At 58.4% G+C, this 20,971-nt stretch carries 13 protein-coding genes; 4 read left to right on the top strand and 9 right to left on the bottom strand.

Features of this window, described 5'->3' with window-relative positions; translation table 11 throughout:
- Window positions 1-78: 78 nt before the first annotated feature.
- Window positions 79-1,404 carry an alkaline phosphatase D family protein gene (locus tag ETAA8_RS23315; protein ID WP_145094085.1) on the bottom strand — a complete coding sequence of 442 codons (1,326 nt, stop codon included), beginning with the start codon at window positions 1,402-1,404 and terminating at the stop codon, window positions 79-81.
- 240 nt (window positions 1,405-1,644) lie between these two features.
- Between ETAA8_RS23315 and ETAA8_RS23310 the strand changes: the two genes are divergently transcribed.
- Window positions 1,645-2,754: a substrate-binding domain-containing protein gene (locus ETAA8_RS23310; protein WP_145094082.1), complete on the top strand. Its 1,110-nt coding sequence runs from the start codon at window positions 1,645-1,647 to the stop codon at window positions 2,752-2,754.
- Between the two features lie 189 nt (window positions 2,755-2,943).
- The gene (locus ETAA8_RS23305; protein ID WP_145094079.1) at window positions 2,944-6,495 is read left to right on the top strand and encodes a DUF1553 domain-containing protein; all 3,552 of its coding nucleotides are present in this window, start codon (window positions 2,944-2,946) and stop codon (window positions 6,493-6,495) included.
- Window positions 6,496-6,532: 37 nt separating this feature from the next.
- Here ETAA8_RS23305 and ETAA8_RS23300 read toward each other — a convergent pair whose 3' ends face one another.
- From ETAA8_RS23300 to ETAA8_RS23280, 5 genes are all read right to left on the bottom strand, one after another.
- On the bottom strand, window positions 6,533-6,964 hold the full coding sequence (locus tag ETAA8_RS23300) for a hypothetical protein (RefSeq protein WP_145094076.1): 432 nt from the start codon (window positions 6,962-6,964) through the stop codon (window positions 6,533-6,535).
- A 58-nt stretch (window positions 6,965-7,022) separates the two neighbouring features.
- Window positions 7,023-7,997, bottom strand: coding sequence for a DUF1559 domain-containing protein (locus ETAA8_RS23295; protein WP_145094073.1), 975 nt, complete (start codon window positions 7,995-7,997; stop codon window positions 7,023-7,025).
- Between the two features lie 73 nt (window positions 7,998-8,070).
- A complete protein-coding gene (locus tag ETAA8_RS23290) occupies window positions 8,071-9,408 on the bottom strand; it encodes an aspartate aminotransferase family protein (RefSeq protein ID WP_145094070.1) in 1,338 nt (445 codons plus the stop codon).
- Window positions 9,409-9,434: 26 nt separating this feature from the next.
- On the bottom strand, window positions 9,435-10,808 hold the full coding sequence (locus ETAA8_RS23285; RefSeq protein WP_238397544.1) for a DUF1501 domain-containing protein: 1,374 nt from the start codon (window positions 10,806-10,808) through the stop codon (window positions 9,435-9,437).
- Between the two features lie 16 nt (window positions 10,809-10,824).
- Window positions 10,825-13,167 (bottom strand): PSD1 and planctomycete cytochrome C domain-containing protein, encoded by a 2,343-nt coding sequence (locus tag ETAA8_RS23280; RefSeq protein WP_202921219.1) that lies wholly within the window; start codon window positions 13,165-13,167, stop codon window positions 10,825-10,827.
- 178 nt (window positions 13,168-13,345) lie between these two features.
- Between ETAA8_RS23280 and ETAA8_RS23275 the strand changes: the two genes are divergently transcribed.
- A complete protein-coding gene (locus tag ETAA8_RS23275) occupies window positions 13,346-14,287 on the top strand; it encodes a LysR family transcriptional regulator (protein ID WP_145094063.1) in 942 nt (313 codons plus the stop codon).
- Between the two features lie 39 nt (window positions 14,288-14,326).
- Here the strand turns inward: ETAA8_RS23275 and ETAA8_RS23270 are convergent, their stop codons facing one another.
- From ETAA8_RS23270 to ETAA8_RS23260, 3 genes are all read right to left on the bottom strand, one after another.
- On the bottom strand, window positions 14,327-15,049 hold the full coding sequence (locus ETAA8_RS23270; protein WP_145094060.1) for a YebC/PmpR family DNA-binding transcriptional regulator: 723 nt from the start codon (window positions 15,047-15,049) through the stop codon (window positions 14,327-14,329).
- A 220-nt stretch (window positions 15,050-15,269) separates the two neighbouring features.
- A complete protein-coding gene (gene ycaC / locus ETAA8_RS23265; RefSeq protein WP_145094057.1) occupies window positions 15,270-15,899 on the bottom strand; it encodes an isochorismate family cysteine hydrolase YcaC in 630 nt (209 codons plus the stop codon).
- A gap of 275 nt (window positions 15,900-16,174) precedes the next feature.
- Window positions 16,175-17,578, bottom strand: coding sequence for a DUF1501 domain-containing protein (locus ETAA8_RS23260; RefSeq protein ID WP_145094054.1), 1,404 nt, complete (start codon window positions 17,576-17,578; stop codon window positions 16,175-16,177).
- A gap of 280 nt (window positions 17,579-17,858) precedes the next feature.
- Between ETAA8_RS23260 and ETAA8_RS23255 the strand changes: the two genes are divergently transcribed.
- The gene (locus tag ETAA8_RS23255) at window positions 17,859-20,969 is read left to right on the top strand and encodes a penicillin acylase family protein (protein WP_202921218.1); all 3,111 of its coding nucleotides are present in this window, start codon (window positions 17,859-17,861) and stop codon (window positions 20,967-20,969) included.
- Window positions 20,970-20,971 lie beyond the last annotated feature (2 nt).

The following is a 20,971-nucleotide window of genomic DNA, read 5'->3' as shown; positions in this document are numbered from 1 at the left end:
CGAGTCCTTTCCAACTCAACCAAAATGGACGAACAATTAGGCACGCGCAAGCTATTACTTGCCTGACGAGAGGGCGCGCTAAGCAGGATGCGAGATGTCCTTCAACGACAGTGTGATCTCGTCGAACAACAGTTCGCCATCACGATTCAAAAAGCGGGCAGTCAGTTGTGGATCGGGCCCGGTCGCGTCGCAGGTCAATTTCAAAAACGTGTGCGGCTTCACTGCCGAGAACAGCAGGTCGGGGTGCTCATTGTTCAGGGCGGGAATTACGCGGTGATGGATGGGGGACGTGATGAACTGATAGAGCGGATAGCCCACCGTGTTTTCGGCCGCGTAACGCAACGCGCGCGAGACGTGGATATCGCCGCCCAGCAGCACGACGCCGCCGATCCGCTCTGCGCGAATGAAGTCGAAAATGGCCCGCCGCTCGTGAGCGTAGAACTCCCAATGATCCTTTTCGCCATTGAGTTTGGCATCCCAAATCATGCCCGTGGCCAGCACCTTCCAAGGTGCGGTCGATGACTTTAGTCCGGCTTTGAGCCATTCCCACTGCGCGGCGCCTAGCAGAGTTGATTTGTTCGGTTCCACGGGCGAAGGCTCGGTGTTGGCAAACCACCGCGCGTCGATGACAAACACTTCCACCGGACCATAGCGAAAGCAGGTGTAGATGCCTGTCTTGCCGTCGCCAAAATTCGATAGCGCGCGATACTCGGTAAAGGCCTGGCGCGCGTTCTCTTTGCCCCGCAAACGGCCGTCGGCATCGTTCTTGCCGAAGTCGTGATCGTCCCAGGTGCCCCATACGGGAATGGTGCGGGCAATGTCCTGAAACTCTTCGACAGCGCTGAATTCGCGATATCGCTGGCGCTGTTTGGTCAGGTCGGTACTATCGATATATGGAGTGTCGCCACACAGGATCAGCCCATCGACTTTTTCAGCGCGGATGCGGCGCCACACCGAGCGAGAGCCTTCGTCTTCGGTCGCGCAAGAGCCGAACGCCAGGCTGACTTTTGTTTTGAGATCTTGGTGCGGGGCGGTCCGAAACGTTCCCTCGATTTCCAGCCCTCCCAGCTTGGCGCTGGGAACCAGTCGATAGCGATACGTCGTGCTCGGCCGCAACTCTTCGAAACGCCAGCGCCCGGTGAAGTCCGTCTTCGCGAAGAAATCGCCAATCTCCTCCAGCGGCACACTGTCGGGCTCTGTGGTTGCAAGCTCCAGTGCGTATCGTCCCGCAATCGGGATTCTCGCCCAGAGAATTGCCGTCTGAGCACCGACGTGCCCCACGAGCGGTCCGAGAACACCGAGTTCCTTCGCTGCTGCTGAGGCCAACGCCGCGGAGTTTGCTGTGGCAGCCAGTGCAGCCCCCGACCCGATGACAAAGCTGCGACGGGAAAGTGAATCGGACATGTTGCGCCCGCAATTAAGCGACCCTGAATCCGCGCGGCCAAGAGCGAGCTACACACTGCCAATTTTGTATAGCACACACGCTGTCGCCGGTACGGATTGTACTATACGAATGGGTAGGCCGAGCGTCAACATTTGGTCCCCGAAATTGCCATTATTCCCTATAAATTAACAATAACTTGCCAGCCGGAACTGCGAACAGTACACTGTGCTACACAGTCCTAACACAGCGAGTTTGCATGCATGACCGCCGAAATCTCTCCCCGGTACGTTCAGATCGCGGACCAACTTCACGCACGAGCGAAGAGTCGTGACGTTGGTTCGCCACTTAGTGTGCGCAAAGTGGCCAGTGAGTTCGGCGTTTCTTCCGTCACGGCAACCCGAGCCCTGCAATTATTTCGCGTCCGCCTTGTCGACCAGGCGGTCTCGGTTCGCGAGGCCCAGGACAATAGCGCTGCAAAACTCGAGCGGTGGGCAGTCTGCCTGCATGTTTCACCTGGTCCCCATCAGCACGCGGCCGCGCAACTTACAGCCGATGGTTTTCGCTCGTTGACTGCGGAAGGTGGCCTCTCTTTCGATTTCGATAGCTTGCGACCGGGCGAGCAGCCGGACGCGAAGCGGATCAAGGCCGGTATCGCGACCACAGTCGCTAGTGGAGCGAAAGGCATTTTCTTTTTGCCGTCGCGCGTCAGCCACGATTCGATGCTCGCCGATGAATTGCTGCTGCAGTCGGCTGCCGCTGCGGGGCTCCCAGTGGTGCTGCTCGAACGGAATCTGCGTGGAAACGACCGCCCTCTCGCGCGAGACCTGGTTAGTTTTCACGATTTTGAAGGTGGCCGGCTGCTTACGCGCCACCTGCAAGAACAAGGTCGCCGGCGCATCGCCTTTTTGACCGGCTCGCCCACCAGCAGCCACCTCGAACGTCTCGCGGGATATCTTTCCGCACTCCATTCCTCCGGTGCGCAGGAGCCCCTCGTCGTCGAGCAATCTGCGACCGGCAATCCCGGGGCTGTGTACACCGAGCTCGCCAATCGCTTGATCGAGTGGCAAGCCGACGGAGTCATTTGCTACCACGAATACGCGGCCGTGGGGATCATCATGGAATTGCTGCGCCGCGGTCGAGCCGTACCTGCTGATACGGCCGTAGCCGCGTTTTACAACTTGGGACTTGGCGAAAGCTATTCCATTGGCATTACCGCATATTCGTATCCCGCGAAGACGGTCGCCGCTCGCGCACTCGACATCATGCGCTGGCGACTGAAGGCGCCGGATGCTCCGCCGCTGAAAGTGGTCGTGCCCGGCGAACTGATCGTGCGCAACAGCTCCTGCTCATCACCAGTTGCCGAGCGATGAGAGCCGCGCTCGATGTCCTGGCTACGTATCTCTCCAAGGTAGCAGCGCTTGGCCACGCGAGTATGCCGCAGGCCATCATCGTCGCTCGTCGGTGCGCAAACCGCAAAAGGGGGGTGTCCAACTAAGGGTGCGATTGTTGGACAGCAGATAGCGCAACTCTCGGGTTTTCGGGGGTGTTGGTGTCCAATTATGACCGAATTGTTGGACACTTACAGGGAGAAGTCCCGTGCTGAATCGGCGACCAGAGTCTCGAACGAATGGCAGCTGCACGGTAAACTAAAAGCTTGGCCCTCCACCTACTTTCTCTTCGATCGGCGGCTTCCCACGATGATCGACTTTGTTCGCCCGGCTGTGTTCGGCTGTTTGCTCGGCCTGTTTGCGCAGACCGCCCTCGCCCAAAACGACACCGACGATGCTCCCGCCTCTGCAGCGGGTGCGTATGCCGAAATCATCGAGGCCGATCAGCCGATCGCCTGGTGGCGCTTTCAGCAAGAGAAAAAGGACGCAGCCCAGAGTTGGGCTCAGCCTGTCGCTGGCGAGAACGCCACTGCTAAGTTTGCCGAAGTGGAGATCGTCGGCAAAGTGACTGCCACCGATCCGGGACCACGACCGCCGCGGTTGCCGTTGTTCACCGCCGCCAATACAGCTGCCAAGTTTGGTACGGGGAACTATCTGCGGCTGGCCGATCCTGGTGACAAGAGCCCCTTCGATTTCGAAAAGGGCGACTCGATCACGCTCGAAGCTTGGGTCAATCCGAGCAAGTTGGGCGATGGCCAGCAGGTCTATCTGATTGGCAAGGGGCGCACGGGGAATGCCGGTTTCGCTAAGGACAATCAAAACTACGCCCTCCGCATTCATGGGGCTGGTGGTCAGGCGAAGATTAGTTTTCTGTTCCGCAGCGCCGATAATCGCCGCGGCGAGCAAGACGACTGGCATCGCTGGAATAGCACGGCGAGCTTTAGCGTGGGGACCGGCTGGCATTATCTGGCGGTGACTTACAGATTTGGCGATGCGAAGTCGATCCGCGGGTTTATCGATGGCAAGCCAACGGGCGGAGCATGGGATTACGGCGGTCCGAGCGACGAAGCACCGGTAGTCGATAACGACGAAATTTGGCTGGGGACGGCGTCGGGCGGCAACGCTGCGAATTCCTATCAAGGGCTGCTCGACGAAGTGGCCATTTATCGCACGGCGCTCTCGGCCGAACGCATCGCCGCGCGGTGGAAGGTAATTCAGCCCGAAGGCTATGTCACCAAGTTGCCGCTTAAGTCGGACGAAGTGCTGGTCGAGGTGTTCGAAGGTCTGCCCGATGCGTGGTCGTGGGACTTTGTCTATCCGCAGCCCACGGAGCGCTGGTCGGACGTTCGCTTTGCCCTGTCGGCGGCACCACAGAAGTATGGCGAACATGGCACGCGAATCGATCGCGGCAGTCCGCACGTCCTCTGGTATTCGAGCAAATTGAATCTACCCGCGGGCGAACAGCGGTTGCTGCTCCGGTCGCGGCATGCCGCGCGGCTTTACTTGGATGGCAAACTGGTCGTGCAGAATCCGTTTCCTTCGGGCCGCACCGATGGACACAACGCCTGGATGCCGGTGACCAGCAAAATCTCGAAGAACATTCGCGCGCTGCAGCCCGGCGACCAGGAAAACGTGGTGGAGCTCAAGATCACTCCAGGATTGCATGAATTGCGCTTGGAAGTCTTCGTCGCCGGCAAGAAGCGGCGGCATGAGTTGGGCGAGACATCGGTTTCAATCGCACCGGCAGGTAGTGACGCGTTTCAAATCGTCAGTTGCCAGAATGAGTCGTTTCCGCTGAGTGACGAAGCCTGGCTGGCCTTTGAAGATGCCCAGCGGTTGCGACTGCGAGACATGAATCAGCTGCGTCGCGCGCAGGCTGGCCGTGAGTACAACGAGTATTGGAACAAACGCCATCAGTATGCCCAGGCAGTTATCAAAGAACTGCCCGCGATTGAAAAAGGAACTTCGACGGCAGCGACCATCGATCGATTCATTGGCGAGAGACTGAAGAAAGAAGGGGTTGAACCGACCGCACTACTCGACGACACAGCATTCGTGCGGCGGATTTATCTCGACATCGTCGGTGTCGGCCCCGCCGCCGAGCAAGTCCAGTCCTTCGTGAATGACAAGGGCTCCGATCGCCGCGCCCGCTTGATCGACCAGTTGCTCGCGCAACCGGGTTGGGCCGACAACTGGATGGGTTATTGGCAGGATGTGCTGGCCGAGAATCCGAACATCATCAACCCCACGCTCAACAACACGGGGCCATTTCGCTTTTGGCTATACGAGTCACTGCTCGACAACAAACCGTTCGATCGATTTGCCACAGACTTGGTGCTGATGGACGGCAGCCCGCGGCAGGGTGGGCCCGGTGGCTTCGCGATCGCCAGCGAAAACGATGCTCCCATGGCGGCCAAATCGCACGTTCTTGCCAAGGCCTTGCTCGGCATGGAAATGAACTGTGCCCGTTGTCACGACGCGCCGTTTCATCCCTTCAAGCAAGAGCAACTGTTCAACCTGGCGGCCATGTTGGGGCGGGCGACACAGTCGTTGCCGAAAACCAGCACCATTCCCGGTGGTGCCGGCGCGCTGAAGTCGGACATCGTCAAAATTTCGCTCAAACCGGGCGACAAGATCGCCCCGACCTGGCCCTTTGCCGGCGATTTGCAATTCGACCTCCCCGCCGATGTGGTTCGCAAACAAGGCGATACGCGCGAAGAACTGGCGCTGCGGTTGACCTTGCCGCAGAACGAGCGGACCGCCGAAGTGCTGGTCAATCGCTTTTGGCAGCGGTACTTGGGTCGCGGCATTGTCGAACCGGTGGACGATTGGGAGCAAGGGACGCCGTCGCATCCGGAACTGCTAGAGTACCTGGCACGCCAGTTCATCGAGAGTGGATACGACATGAAGCAGTTGGCCCGCGCGATCTTCAATTCGCAGGCCTATCAACGCCAGACATCGAGCGACCTGAAGCTTAACAAGCTGTTCGCAGCACCCGTTCGTCGCCGCTTGTCGGCCGAGCAAGTACTCGATTCGCTATTTGCGGCCGCGGACAAGCGCTTGCACTGCGAAGAGTTGAATATCGACGTCGATGGCAGCCGCTTGGAAGCATCTTCCATCAGTTTGGGCTTGCCCGAGCGAGCCTGGCAGTTCACGTCGCTCTCAAACGAACGAGATCGTCCGAGTTTGTCGTTGCCGAGTGCTCAGCCTCACTTGAACGTGCTCGAAGCGTTTGGCTGGCGAGCATCGCGGCAAGATCCGCTGACCGTGCGCGAAAAAGAGCCCACGGTATTGCAACCCGCGGTTATTGCCAATGGAACCGCGGCGAAGCGGATCGCGCAGATGTCGGAAGATAGTCGCTTCACTCGTGCGGCAGTGGGAGCAAAGTCGCCTGCCGACTTCACGCGCGAAGTCTATCTGCAAATCCTTGGTCGCGAACCAACGGCTGGTGAATTTTCGCTCGGCAACGAATTGCTGACCGCTGGTTTCGACAAACGTCTGACTGGTGCGAAGGCTGGGCCAATCCCCAGTCAGCCCGCGCGGGACGGAGTCTCATGGTCGAACCATTTGCAATCGAAGGCCAACGAGATTCGCGTGCAGCGGGCTGAAGAAGTTGAGCGCGGCGATCCCCCAACGACTTTGCTGACCGAAGACTGGCGGATGCGCGCCGAGGATCTGGTTTGGGCGCTCATGAACTCCCCCGAGTTTGTGTTCGTGCCGTAGCGATCGCTTGATCTGGGCTACGGCAATCAACACACTGCTACTGCGACCGCAGGTCGAAGTTCTGGGTAATGCTTCCCTCTTCCACTTGAGCGGAGAGGTTGCTGCTGTCGTTGTAGACGTGCGGAATGTACTGCTGAATTTCATCTACCATGGTGCCGTCCGGTGCCGGCGGACCGGCAGGGATTTTCTTCCCGGTCGCCCGCATCGCCCGGATGCGAACGATCATATTTCCCGGGGCAATGTTCGACTCCGAGCCGATTTGGTACTCGCCATTTTGGATAGGCCCTCCGGCAACAGGACCTGCTCCATCGGCGGGCTCAAAGACGATCATTCCTTGCTCAACTGGCTGACCATCGAAAGTGACCGTCCCTTGAACGGTCGTCGCACTGCTGCCGCAGCCGAGGAAACTTCCCAGTAGGATCAGGCCCAATCCCCAAGACGCTAACGAAATCTGGCTTGACGCGCGCATAACAGGCTCATTTTCCAATAGTGAACGGTTTGTCAAAGCTTCGACCTGAGACAAGAGATTAGTAGTCGCCGACTGTTTCGCCGTCATTCACGGTGGAAACCGCCTCCCAGATGCTCTGGCTGACCACTTCACTCACAAACCGCACGCTGCCATCGCCCAACAATATATTGACGCCACCAAAGTGGTTGCTGCGAGCCGAGCGAATATCTCGGATGGAGTTGAAGGCCGCATAAGCGCCGACACAGGGTGCCTGAGGCGTGTTCTGGCACCAGGCAGTCCGGATCTCATCGGGAACAAGGCTGTTTGGCGTGCGGTTGTGGTGATACAGCGGACCCTCGGGATAGTGCATGATCCCGCGGCCATCGAGCGTGTTCTTGGGGCAGCGAATTTCCGAGATCATGACGGTTTGAGTCAAACCATCGCTCAACTCGCGGAAGCCCAGCCAACTGTTAATGAAGAAGGCTCCCCCGGGACGCGCCATCATCGGCGGGGTGGTGTGCCCAGGGCCGGATCGATACTCAATCGCTGGCCCGATTCCATTGTTCGCGACGTAGTTTCCACGCCCGAAGACGGTGGGGTTATAGGTGGTGTTAGGATCGGGCTTGGTGTCGGAAGGGCAGAGAAACAGCGGGACTTTGAGCGGCGTTACTTTCAGCCCGCCCGTCGTATAAAAGTTGGCACCAACCTGGTTCCAATCGATTAACGAATCAATGGCGGTTTGCTCCAGATAGGGGAACAGGAATGCGATCCAGGTGGTTTCTGTGGGGCATGGAGGTTTGCCTACGTCAGTTCCCACTCCGCCGCCCCCCGTCGTGCCTGGTGGCAAGACCAGCTTCGAGTCGTGGTGCATGTGCAGCGCGAGGCCAATCTGCTTCATATTGTTCGTGCACGACATTCGCCGTGCAGACTCACGCGCTGCCTGCACCGCAGGCAGCAACAGAGCCATTAGCACGCCAATGATGGCGATAACAACCAGCAGTTCAACCAGCGTAAATCCGCGCAGCGGACGCAGAACAATCGTGCTCGATCTCATACCAGTAACCTCTCTCAGCGATTGGATAGAACATACGGACAGCCTGGGAGAGAGGTTGTGTGGACATCTTCATTTAGTGCGCGGCAAGGGTGCGCTGCCCCGTCGGCTGCATCGACTGGACTGCTGCAGCGAGCCGGTCGAGCGTCTGGTCGACATCGGCCGTGGTCATCGCGGCGCAAAAGCCGTGATGGCACGCACCGCCACCGTAATCGTGTAAATAAACGCCATGTTCGATTGCCGCGCGAATGAACTGCAGCATCAGCGTGCGACTGTGCTGCAACGTATCGCGGAAATCCTGGGGCTGATCGTCGATGCCGAAGTAGATGCCAAACCGAGCTCCCAGGCCGATCGCTCGCCCGGGAAGTTCGTAGCGATCGAAGACGTCGTTGATTCCCGTGTACAGGCGGTCGGCAATCGCGAACACGTGCTCGTAGAATCCCGGTTCGAGATAGGCCTTAAGCGCGGCGAGCGCCGCTGCGACAACCACCGGATGGCCGTTGTACGTTCCGCTGTGCTGGCAGTCCCCCTCGGGTTGCAGGCGGGCCATGATATCTGCCCGGCCACCAAACACGCTGAGTGGATATGTGCCTCCCACCGCCTTGCCCACGGTGCATAGGTCGGGTGTGATGCCGAGATGCGCCTGCGCACCGCCGGGCCCCATTCGGAAGGCGGATTGAACTTCGTCGAAGATGAGCAATACCCCGCGCCGGCGAGTTTCCTCGCGCATGACGCGGATGAACTCGCGCGAGGGAAGTATGCAGCCGGCATTGTAGAAGACTGGTTCGCAAATGACGGCGGCCAGTTCATCACCGTACTTCGCGAGGGCTTCGGCGAGCAGATCGGTCCGATTGAATGGAACCACGACCAGTTGCTCAACCAACTCGGCAGGCATACCTGACGACGCTGGCCAGGTGCCGGGGGCCGATTCCGCCGTCAAGGGACTTGGCGGCGAACCGATCGCGAACATCACCTGATCGTGATAGCCGTGAAAATGCCCTTCGATCTTGAGAAGTTTCGTACGCCCAGTGAACGCTCGTGCCAACCGAATGGTGTGCATGGTGGCTTCGGTTCCAGACCCCGTGAAACGTACTCGCTCGAAAGCTGGAATGCTGTCGCACAGAAGTTCCGCCAGTTCCGCATGTGTCTCATTCTCATACGAGCAAGCTGCACCTGCGGCGATGGCCTCATGTACAGCGCGGGTGATCCGCTCGTCGCCGTGGCCCAGCAGAGTTGCCCCGTGGCTGCAGCACAGGTCGTAGTAATCGCGGCCGTCGAAATCCCAAACCTGACAACCGGCCGCCCGAGAGAAGTACATCGGATGGCCCAGCGCGCGGTTGACTCGCGTCGAGGCACTCACGCCGCCGGCCAAAGACTTGCGAGCTCGCTGATAGTGTTCGGTGATTCGTGACATGGATTAAAACCTGGCAAGGGAAGAGGTTAAGTGACTATTTCTTGAAGGATGCGACCGTGAACGTCGGTCAATCGAAAATCGCGACCGGAGTATCGATACGTTAGTTTCTCGTGATTGATGCCGAGCAAGTAGAGAATCGTGGCATGCAAGTCGTGAATATGAACTTTGTTCTGCACTGCGCGAAAGCCGAAGTCGTCTGTTTCGCCGTAGGTCATGCCGCCGCGAACGCCGCCGCCAGCCAGACACATGGTAAAGCCATAATGATTGTGGTCGCGGCCATCGCCATTTTCTGAAGTTGGCGTGCGGCCAAACTCGCCGCCCCAAACGACGAGCGTATCTTCCAGCAGGCCCGTCCGCTTCAGGTCGGCCAGCAACGCGGCGATCGGCTGATCGATCGCCTTAGCCAGGGTCCGCACCTGTTCGTGATGCTTGCTGTGCGTATCCCACGGTTGACCATTGCCGTAATAAATCTGCGTGAAGCGCACACCTCGCTCGGCCAGTCGGCGGGCGAGCAAGCAGGCATCGGCAAATTTGCCTTCGCCATACTCGGCGCGAATCGCCTTGGGCTCGTGACTGATATCAAAGGCGTCGGCCGCTTCGGTTTGCATCCGAAAGGCCGTTTCCAGCGAGTTGATTCGGGCATCCAGTTGGTCGTCTGCGCCACGCTCGGCGAGATGTTCGCGATTCAGCGACTGGAGCAGGTCGAGTTGCTGCCGCTGCGAGGTCGTCGTCATCGATCCGTTCTTTAAGAACGGTATCATCGCTGCTGGCGCGAGATTGGAATGATTGATGTAGGTTCCTTGGAACTGAGCCGGCAGGAACGCGCTCGTCCACAGTTCGGCAAACCGTACGGGGCGACCTGGACAAAGAACAACATAGCCGGGCAGGTTCTGATTCTCGCTCCCCAGACCATACAGAAACCACGACCCCATGCTCGGCCGGCGCGGCGTGATGGTGCCGTTGTTCATTTGATACAAGGCCGGACCATGGTTCGGATTGTCGGTGTGTAGCGAGCGGAGAACGCAGAGGTCGTCCGCAAACTTCGCCAGGTTCGGTAACAACTCACTGATCGGCAATCCGCTGGAGCCATGCTTGGAATAGGCGAACGGAGATGCCAGCAAGCCAGCTGTGACTCGCTCGGTGCGCAGCACCACTTCCTCGGGACGCTGCCCTTCGTATTTCGCCAGCAATGGTTTGGGATCGAAAAAGTCGGCCTGGAAGGGGCCGCCGTTCATGAAGAGTTGAATGACGCGCTTGGCGCGGGGTCTGAATTGCAGCTGCGCTGCACTGGCCGGACTATCGCCGAGCAAGGGTAACAGGCCCGCCAGACCGAGACCGCCGCCAAGTCGCTCGATCAGTTGGCGGCGCGTGAATCCCGGCGATGGTTCGATCAAACTCACAGGAGACTATTCCGGTTTAGTCGACAAAAATGAACTCATTCAGACCCAGCAGTGCCTGGGCATACTCACGCACCCGCGGCACTTCCGTAGCGTGCTCGCCAAGAAACTCCACGCCAAACCGAAGCTCGTTCGAACTCGGCTCACGGGCAAACAACTGGCGGTACGCGCGCAGGACGATTGCTTCCTTTGACTCAATTCCGCCCGCCAGCAGCAACTCGGCCACACCTTGCGCTTGCTGCTGCATGAACGTGCTGTTAAGGACGAATAGTTGCTGCAACGGAGTAGTCGTGGGCATGCGGTCGGGGCTATGCGTCGCCGGATCGGGAAAGTCGAACAGCCGCAGCACATCATCGACGTCTGCACGGTCAATCTTGGCGTAGAGCGTTCGGCGGCGATTTGCCGCTGCCGAAAGAACCACCGACGGTCCACCCACTCGCCGATCGAGATTGTCACTCGCGACGAGTAGTGAGTCGCGCCACGCTTCGATATCGAGTCGGCGACGATTCATCCGCCATAGCCAGCGATTATCGGGATCGATACCGACTTTCTCGCGGCTATAAGTGCTGCCCTGTTGATAAGTGGCGGAGAGCATTAGTTCGCGGTGCAGCCACTTGAGCGACCAGCCGTGTTCAACAAAGCGGTGGGTCAAGTCGTCGAGCAGTTCGGGATGAGACGGTCGTGCGCCTTGCGTACCAAAATCGCTCAGGGTTTCGACAAGCCCGCGGCCAAAGTGATTCTTCCAGACTCGATTCACAATGACACGTGCCGAAAGGGGTGCTCCCTCGTTCAAGATCGCCTTAGCAAGTTCGAGTCGGCCGCTCCCCTGCTGAAATGATGCTGGCTTGTCTGCCGAGAAAACGGTGAGAAACCGCCGTGGCACCTGCGCTCCCCGCCGCGTGGGGTTACCGCGTATATGCACGGACAGGTCGAGCGTCTCGCCGGGCTTGTATTCTATCTTCGTGTGGTTCTTACCAGCTGGTAGAACATGGAGCGCCGCATCAATCAGGCCGTGAGCGGTGGACGAGTGATAGTGCGGAGTGGTGCTTTCGATTGAAGCGATTTGTGATTGAAGGTCTGCGATTTTTGCCTTGTCGTCCGGCGATTTCGCTTGGATGGCTGTGAGCTTCGCCAACTCCGCGCGCAGTGACTTCACCTTTTCTGTTGCCTGGCGAACGACTTGCGCTGCAGGCTCGGGAATGACGACTCGCTCGGTTAATTGCGTGCTGGCGAGCACTCCGGCCAGGGCGTAGTAATCTTCTGTGCTGATGGGATCAAACTTATGATCGTGGCAACGAGCACAAGCAATCGACAGTCCGAGAAACGTCCGGCCGATGGCATCGATCCGCTCTTCCCATTCATCGGCCACAATCGTCTCGATTACGGCCGGTGCGAGTTGAAGTTCCTTCCAATACTCCGGACTAATCCCGAGAAAGCCCAACGCGGCCAGATCGGCCGAAGTGCACTCGGGCAAATGGTCGGCAGCGAACTGTTGCAGGACGAACTGATCGTAAGAGAGATCGGCGCTCAGTGCACCGACGACCCAATCGCGATAGAGCCACGCCTGGCCGCGAACTTCCAGCGAGGTTGCATTGCCGTCCGAATAGCGGGCATAGTCAAGCCAATATCGTCCCCAGCGCTCCCCGTAATGAGGTGAGGCAAGCAGTCGGTCGATCAGTTGTTCATACGCATCAGGCTGTTGGTCGGCCACAAACTGCGCGACTTCCTCCGCACTGGGTGGCAGGCCGGTGAGATCGTATGTGGCACGGCGAATGAGGGTGCGGCGATCCGCTCGCTCGGTTGGGGTGAGATTCTGCGTTTCTAGCGCGGTGAGCACAAAGGAATCGATTGGTTGCCGCAGCCACTCTGCTCCGCGAACTGCCGGTTGGGGCACAGCTTGCGGCGGTACAAACGACCAGAAGGTCCGCCCAGCAACAAAATCGATACTCTTTTTTGAGTCAGAAGTCGAACGATCTTCGGGAAGTATGGCACCGCTACGAACCCAACCGGTGAGCAGGGCAATCTCTGCGGCGGGTAGTTTGCCCGCCGGTGGCATTTGAATATCGCCGGAGTAGCCGATCGACTCGATGAGTAGACTCTTCTCCGGTTGGCCAGCTACTACAATCGCGCCGGAATCGCCACCCTGCAGAAGGGTGTGGCGCGAATCGAGTCGCAAGCCACCATGCACCTGCTTCGCTCCTGCCGAGTGACATTCATAGCAGTGCTTGGCCAAGATTGGCCGAATCTTGCTCTCGAAAAAGGCCACATCCTTTTGGCTGAGTTCGTCAGCAATGCCGGTGGCTGTCACGATGAACAGTATCAGGCCAGATAGCCAACAGCAGAGTGCGCTTGGGCAAAGCATCTTTGGCTGAAAAAACAATATTCCACTGCAATTTGGCTCGTCTTGAGCAGTTCGGCAACACAGTGGATCCTGGAACATGAGTCCAGTTTGCGGTAGAGGTCCGCATTATTCAAGTGTAAGCTGATTGATGTTTTATCTTCATGTGATAAAGGCTTAACCGTTACCAGGAAATTCGGCCATGCCGCGGCAAGCTGCGAAAAGTCCTGCTTACAAAGAGCTCACGCTGCAGCAATTGCGGAGCTTCTGCGAAACAGCCCGCCTGGGAAGCCTGGCAGCGGCGGCGAAGACACTGGGCCTCACACATCCGACGGTTCGCGAGCAGGTGCTCGCATTGCAGCGCGACTTTGGCGTTCAGCTAATTGAACCGCACCGGCGCGGTTGCCGGCTCACCGCCGAGGGGCAACTGCTGGCTGAGTTTGCGATGCCAATCATTACCGCCACAAACGGGCTGAGAAAGCGCTTTGAACTCGCGCAATCGACCGCCGAAGTCCGGTTGACGATCGCCGGCCCGCCACGAGTTATTCAAGAAGATTTGCCCGACGCAATTCTCGCGCTGCTCAAGAGCGCGCCGCAGGTACGGGTGGCATTTCTCGAATTGCACGATGACTTGGTCATCCAGGCTGTCGAATCGGGTGCTGCGGATCTTGGTTTGACATCGGAGGGCGTACCCGGTCGGCCGCCACCGGGACTTTCGATCGAGCCCGCTTACGAACTCGAAACCTTGTTGGTGACTCCTAAGGGGCATCCTCTCGCGAAGAAGCGAAGCGTGCGCCCCGCCGACTTACGACATTATCCTTTGGTGTCGTCGCGCCACTCACTGTCCGATCAACCAGCTTTGGCGGCGAACCTCGATCGGAACCGAGTGTTTGATGGGCCAGCCCCACGGGTTGAGCCCTTCCTGGCAGCTACGGTGCGCACCTACGTGAAACTGAACCTCGGGATCGCACTTATTTATGGCTTACCACCGCGCCGACGCAACGCATTTTTTCATGAGCGATCGATGAGCGAGTACTTCGGGCGCGGACTGGTGAGGTTCGTGCTCCGCAAGGGATCGGCGCATGAAGAATGGGCACGAATGTTGATGGGCTTAATCCGAACGTGCAACGCACTTCCGTCCTAAGGTGCGGACTCACTCGGCTATCGAACGAGGACGCGCGCGTTAACCTGGCAACTCGACGTTGTGATAGACGTCCTGCACGTCGTCGCAGTCGTTCAGCATATCGAGAAACTTTTCGAACATGGGTAAATCTTCGGGACTAAGGGCCTTGCTGGCTTGCGGCAGGAATGTGATCTCTTGGGCTTCGAATTTCGTCTCAGGAAACGCCTGCAAGAGAGCGGTCTTGGCCTTGAAGAATTCGCCAGCTGGTGCGTAGATCGTCAGGGTGCCGTTCGTGCTCTCGATTTCTTCGATATTGACGTCGGCGCTAATCATCGCTTCGAGCACTTGCTCTTCTTTGTCACCCTTGAAGGACAAAATCGCCAGATGGTCAAACGAGCGGGTGACGGACCCCGCAGCTCCCAATCGTGAACCGGTCTTTGTAAAGCAGTTGCGGACGTCGGTAATTGTGCGGTTGTTGTTGTCCGTCAAGCAATCGACAATCACCATCGAATTGCCGGGGCCGAAACCTTCGTAGCGCGCGGAGACGAAGTCTTCGCCGCCAACTCCTTTGGCTTTCTCGATGGCCTTATCGATAACGTGTGCGGGAATCTGATCCTTTTTGGCCTTCTCGATAAAGGCCCGCAGCGCCGGATTCTTTTCGGGATCCGGAACGCCATTCTTGGCCACGACATACAACTGCTTGCCGTATTTGGAATAGAGCTTCGATTTCTGACCTGCCGTCTTGAAGATCGAAGCCTTACGATTTTCGAAATTTCTTCCCATTGCTCTTTCTCTGGTGGCGTTGCCGCCGAATATGTTCCCACGTCGGGACAGTAGCTGGTCCTGCGAAGCATTTCCCAAGAACGCAGCGACCGATCACTTAACTTGCTATTTTGACACTCCTGTTGCTGCTAGCCAACGCCATTATGTGGCACGAACATCATGGGGTCGGAGATATCGAGTGACATGCTTCCAGGGACCAGCGGCGTCGCCAGGTTGCAGCTTATTTTTTCGCAGCCATGCCGGCCATATAGCTGGTGATAAGGCAGCGGTAGGACGGCAGATGATTCGAGAAGAGGGTGCCCAAACCCTCGATGTCGTTGCGCCAGTCGCGGTGCAGTTCGCAGGCAATGCCGAACCAACTCATCAACTGGCAGCCAGCTGCCGACATGCGGGCCCAGGCTGCGTCGCGCGTGGTCTTGTTGAATGTGCCCGAGGCGTCGGTCGCGACAAAGACCTCGTACCCTTCTTCACGCGCTGAGAGGGCGGGGAACGCCACGCAAACTTCCGTCACAATGCCGGCGATCAGCAACTGCTTTTTGCCGGTCGCTTTCACCGCCTTCACAAAGTCCTCGTTGTCCCAAGCGTTGATGTTGCCGGGTCGCGCGATATACGGCGCAGTGGGAAAGAGCGCTTTTAGCTCTGGCACGAGTGGGCCATTAGGGCCATCCTCGAAACTGGTGGTCAGAATTGTTGGCAGCTTGAAATAGTTGGCGCAATCGGCCAGCGCGAGAACATTGTTTTTGAAGTCATCGGGCGAAAAGTCCTGAACGAGATTGGTTAGCCCGGACTGATGATCCACCAACAAGACGGCTACGTCGTTCTTGTCGAGACGATTGTAAGTAAAAGCCATGATCGATTCCTCGCAAGAGACATCGCTTTAAAGACTAGATGGAAGGGAACAGAGCCTACGCATTCATGACGAGCACCGAACCCGCGGCGGCGGTTTAGCCGTCGGTGACTGATCGATAAGGTGAATTCTAGCCGAATGGCACCGAGTGCCAACGCTACACCCAGGCAGAGTTGCGAGTGAAACGCGCTGGCAAAATGGGTTGCGCGCTGCGCGCGAGCGCACCGAATCTCGTCCGCACGTGTTGGTCAAATTCCATTGACCGAAAGCAAAGAGTGCTAGCCGAACAGTTCCAGCAGCGGTTTGCCGGTGGTGATGGGGCGCGAGATGCCGCTATTGTTTTGCGGCGGGTTGAGGGGAATATCGAGGGCGTGATAGATGGTGGCAGCCATTTCCTCGGGACGCACGGGGTTGCTTTCGACATAAGCAGCGTGCTTGTCAGACTTTCCATAGACGGCCCCGCCACGAATGCCACAGCCCGCCATGATGGCGGAAAAACAGCTGGGCCAGTGCTGACGGCCGGGGGGCACTTGCGTGAGGATATTGGGAGTGCGGCCGAATTCGCCCATGCATACCACAAGCGTATTCTTCAGCATGCCGCGATCCTTCAGATCTGCGAGGAGCGCGGCGAGGGCCTGATCGAGCCGCGGCAGGCAAAAGCCCATGCCGTACGAGCCGTCGCCGAAGGCGTTCCCCATGCCCATGTTGCCGCCGTGCATATCCCAACTACTGCTGGGTGGTCCCTGTTTGTCGTGCGTCGCCTGGCCCGCCCAGCCATTGACCGTCACGAACCGCACGCCGGACTCAACCATCCGTCGCGCGAGCAGCAGGTTTTGACCTAGCGGATGCATACCATAGCCTTCGCGGACTTTGGTGGGTTCGCGGCTCATGTCGAAGGCCTGCCGTCCTTCGGGCCGCGTCATCGCTTCATAGGCTTTGACGCGCAGATCCGACCAATCCTTGCCTTGGGCATCGCGGTCGAGTTTGTGGGACTCGAGGTTCGCCAACAGATTCTTGCGGCGGTTGAGGTCATCAGCATTACCGAAGTCGTAGATTTCTGGCGACTTAAAAGTTGCCATTGCAGGGTGATTCTCGGCCGATCCCACAAACACGGGCGCATACGCCGAGCCGAGATAACCGCCGATGCCAATGTTTGGCGCGCAAAAGACGGGGGGCCCAACGCACTTGATTAGCCACGCGTTGGAGACCAGGTTGCGTTCGCTGGGCCGGTGCTTCGCAACAAACGACCCGAGATAAGGCTGGTCGTCTGGCATGCCCTGCTGCACTCGCTTTGCCGACTGGCCGCTGAGCAGGTTGTGCATCGCGTCGAAGTGATTGCTGATCGAGCCCGGGTGCGTCATCGAATTGATGAGCGTGAACTGGTCGGTCTGCTTTGCCAGTTCCGTATGCATCTCGTTGATGCGCATGCCCGGCACCTTGGTGGCGATCGGGCGATACGGGCCGCGGATCGAAGCAGGTGCGTCGGGTTTCATATCCCAGGTATCGACCTGGCTCGGGCCGCCGCACAGCAGGATGAAGATGCACGACTTTTCCGAGGCAACTGCGTTGCCTTGCGCATCGAGCTTGTCGCTGCCAATCACCGCTCCTGGCATGCCGAGGCTCAGCGCGCCCAAGCCACCCATAAGAAGTGCTTGCCGCCGGTTCAATTGAAAATCAGTCACGCTCGAGCTCCGTTGTTCGAAATCGCAGCAACCGGGTCGAAAACACCCCGTTCGACCTATGCCGTCCATAACACTTTTCGTTGACCAGACAATTGTCTGCACCAAAACGCTCCGTGTCAAAGATTATCACCCGTCCAGGCGAACGTTTAGCGCGGTGGTGGATGACGGATTCCAGCACCAGTTGCCTGGCACCGATGTGCCCAACAGTCACGCTGCCGCGCGAAGCAGTTACAATCGGAGCGCTTTCAAACAAGTTCGACTGCTTTGCGGAGTGAGCTTCATGGCTGCAATGGTTCGCCCTCTATTCGCGTCTCTGCTGGTAGTGGCTCTAGTTGCGCCCCTTGCCGCACAGCAAACACTGCCGGCCGAAGTGGCCGCCGCTCTGGCGGTGAAGCAACTGGTCGCCCATCGTGGTTCGAGTAGCGACCGCCCAGAGAATACGCTCGCCAGCACGCGGCGGGCGATTGAGGTCGGGGCAACCGCAGTGGAAGTCGATGTGCGACTTTCTAAGGACAAACGCCTGGTTCTGCGGCACGATGCGCAGTTGGAACGCACGACCAATTCCAAGGGGCTGATTAGCGTGAAGACCCTTGCGGAATTAAAGGCACTCGATGCCGGTTCCTGGTTTGCTGTCGAATTCAAAGGGGAACGCATTCCCACGCTCGAAGAGGCGCTCGTCGTTTGCCGTGGTCAGATTGACGTGCTGCTCGATCTGAAAGAGTCGGGCGATGAGTACGCAGAACTTGTGGCAGCGGCAATTCGCAGTCATGGCGAAGAAGCTCGCATCATCGTCGGTGTGCGCAGCGTCGAACAGGCTCAGCAGTTCCGCAAGCTGTTGCCGAAAGCGCGTCAGCTGGGATTGATCGCCAAGCCCGACGAAATCGAGGCCTATGCACAAGCCGGAGTCGAGATGATTCGCCTGTGGCCCCGCTGGTTGACAGATGAAACACTCGTCGCGCGAGTCCGGAAGGCGAAGGCGCAGTTGCATTTGAATGGAACCACTGGCCAGACAGAAGAAGTGACGGCACTGCTGGCACATCGGCCCGATTCACTTTCGGCCGACGATCCCGCGCGGCTCTTAACCACGCTCTCAGAATTCGCGGCCGTGGCCCAACGAGAGGTGCTCTCGCAAACGCAGGGAGAGATGACCCTCGCGGGACTGGAGCAGCCCGTCGAGATCGCTCGCGACCAGTGGGGCGTTCCGCATATCTATGCCAAAAACTCGCACGATCTGTTCTTTGCGCAAGGCTATGTCGTGGCGCAAGACCGCTTGTTTCAAATCGATCTGTGGCGGCGGCAAGGGGTCGGTGAACTGGCCGAAGTCATGGGGCCGAGTGCCATCGAGGCCGACAAATTTGCCCGGCTCATTCGCTATCGGGGCGATATGGAACGCGAATGGCTGAGCTATTCGCCCGATACCCAGGCCATTGCCACGGCGTTCACGCGGGGCATCAATGCCTATATCGATCAGTGCGGCGATCGACTCCCCGTCGAATTTCGCCAGTTGGGCTATCGCCCCAAGAAGTGGCAACCGGCAGATATTCTCGGCCGTTCGTCGGGCATCTACATGTCGCAGAATTTTCGCAACGAAGTTCAGCGGCTCAAATTGATTCAACTGGTTGGCGACGAAAAAGCTCGTTGGCTAGCGCCTGTTGATCCCGCCACTAACTATCAACTTCATCTTTCGCCAGCAGATGCCAAAGCGTTTCCTGAAAAGCTTCTGCACGGTTACGAAGCGCTCACGAAGTCGCTGTCGTTTACGCCAGCCAAGAGCGAAAGCAACAACTGGGTTGTCTCCGGCGCTCGCTCTCGCTCGGGCAAGCCGCTGCTGGCGTCTGATCCGCACCGCGCGATTGCTCTGCCCTCGCTTCGTTACGTCGTCCATCTGCATGCGCCGGGCTGGAATGTGATTGGCGCGGGTGAGCCAGGTTTGCCGGGAGTAGCAATCGGACACAACGAACGGATTGCCTGGGGATTTACTATCATCGGGGCCGATACGGCCGACATCGTCGTGGAGGAATTGAATCCCGCCAATGCGGATCAATATGCAGCGCTTGATGGATTTCAAACGTTCGCCACTTACGAGGAACAGATTGTCGTCAAAGGAATGCCGAACCCGACGAAGGTCAGCATCAAGCATTCGCGGCATGGTCCGATTCTGCACATCGATCGCGAGCGGAATCGTGCTTATGCCCTGCAGTGGAGCGGCAGTGAACCGGGTGGCGCTGCGTACCTGGCGTCATTGGGCGTCGCGCGAGCGCAGAATCAGGAACAGTTTCGCCGCGCGCTGGGAGCCTGGCATGTGCCGGGGTTGAATTTCGTTTATGCCGATGTCGATGGCAACATCGGCTGGGTCGCGGCGGCTCACTATCCGCTACGCGGCGCGAAAGGACATGCTCATTCGGGTTTGCTGCCAGTGCCGGGCAAGGCCGAATTCGATTGGTCGGGTTTCCTGCCGCCGGCTGAGCATCCACGGCGGTTCAATCCGCCTGAAGGGGCCCTGCTGACCGCCAACCACAATATCGTGCCCGCCGATTATCCACACGTTGTCGGCTATGAGTTCACACCTCGCTATCGCTTCCAGCGACTGCACAACCGGCTGACTTCGAAGGACCAATGGGAACTTGGCGAGTTTCGCAGCTTGCAACAAGACAGTGTGTCGTTACCAGCCCAAGCGCTCGCGAAACTGCTGCGCGACGTTGGTGCCAATGCCGAAGAGGCGGAAGTGGCCCGCTTGCTGACTGACTGGGACGGGCACCTTTCGGTGGATTCCCCCGCTGGCGCGCTCTATGCGCTGTGGCAAAAGGAATTGCAGGCCGCGCTGTTCCAGCGGCATGTTCCCCCAGAACACGTCAAGCTGCTGAACTCGCTCGCCGGAATCGAGACCGTGATTGCCGCGCTCGAACAGTGCGATTCTCGTTGGCTGGGAGCAGACGCAAAGGAACAGCGGGATGCAATTGTGCGCGAGTCGTTTCAGCGCGCGGTAGCAAAATGGAAGCAACTGCCAACCGCGCAGCAAGCACGCTGGGGTGCGCTGCACCAGGTTACTTTTCGCCATCCGCTGGCCTCACTGGGAGTTGTGAATGCGCGGGCGCTCAACGTCGGTCCTTTCGAGCGGCCCGGCGAAGGGAATACTCCCAATAACACGCGTTACGACGATCACTTCCAACAGATTCACGGAGCCAGTTATCGGCAGCTGTTCGACCTGGCAGATTGGGATCGCGGATTGGCGACAAGTGCGCCGGGACAATCGGGGCAACCGGGAAGCGCTCACTACAACGACCTGGCAGAACCGTGGTCGCGCGGCGAGTATTTTCCGCTCGTCTATTCGCGTGCGAAGGTGACTGAAGTTACGAAGCAGCGTTTGTGGCTAAAGCCAATGGCGAAGTAATG

This window comes from Anatilimnocola aggregata (assembly GCF_007747655.1).
Lineage (GTDB): Bacteria > Planctomycetota > Planctomycetia > Pirellulales > Pirellulaceae > Anatilimnocola > Anatilimnocola aggregata.
Note: the sequence above shows the minus strand (reverse complement) of the source record. Positions and strands in the feature narration are given on the sequence as shown.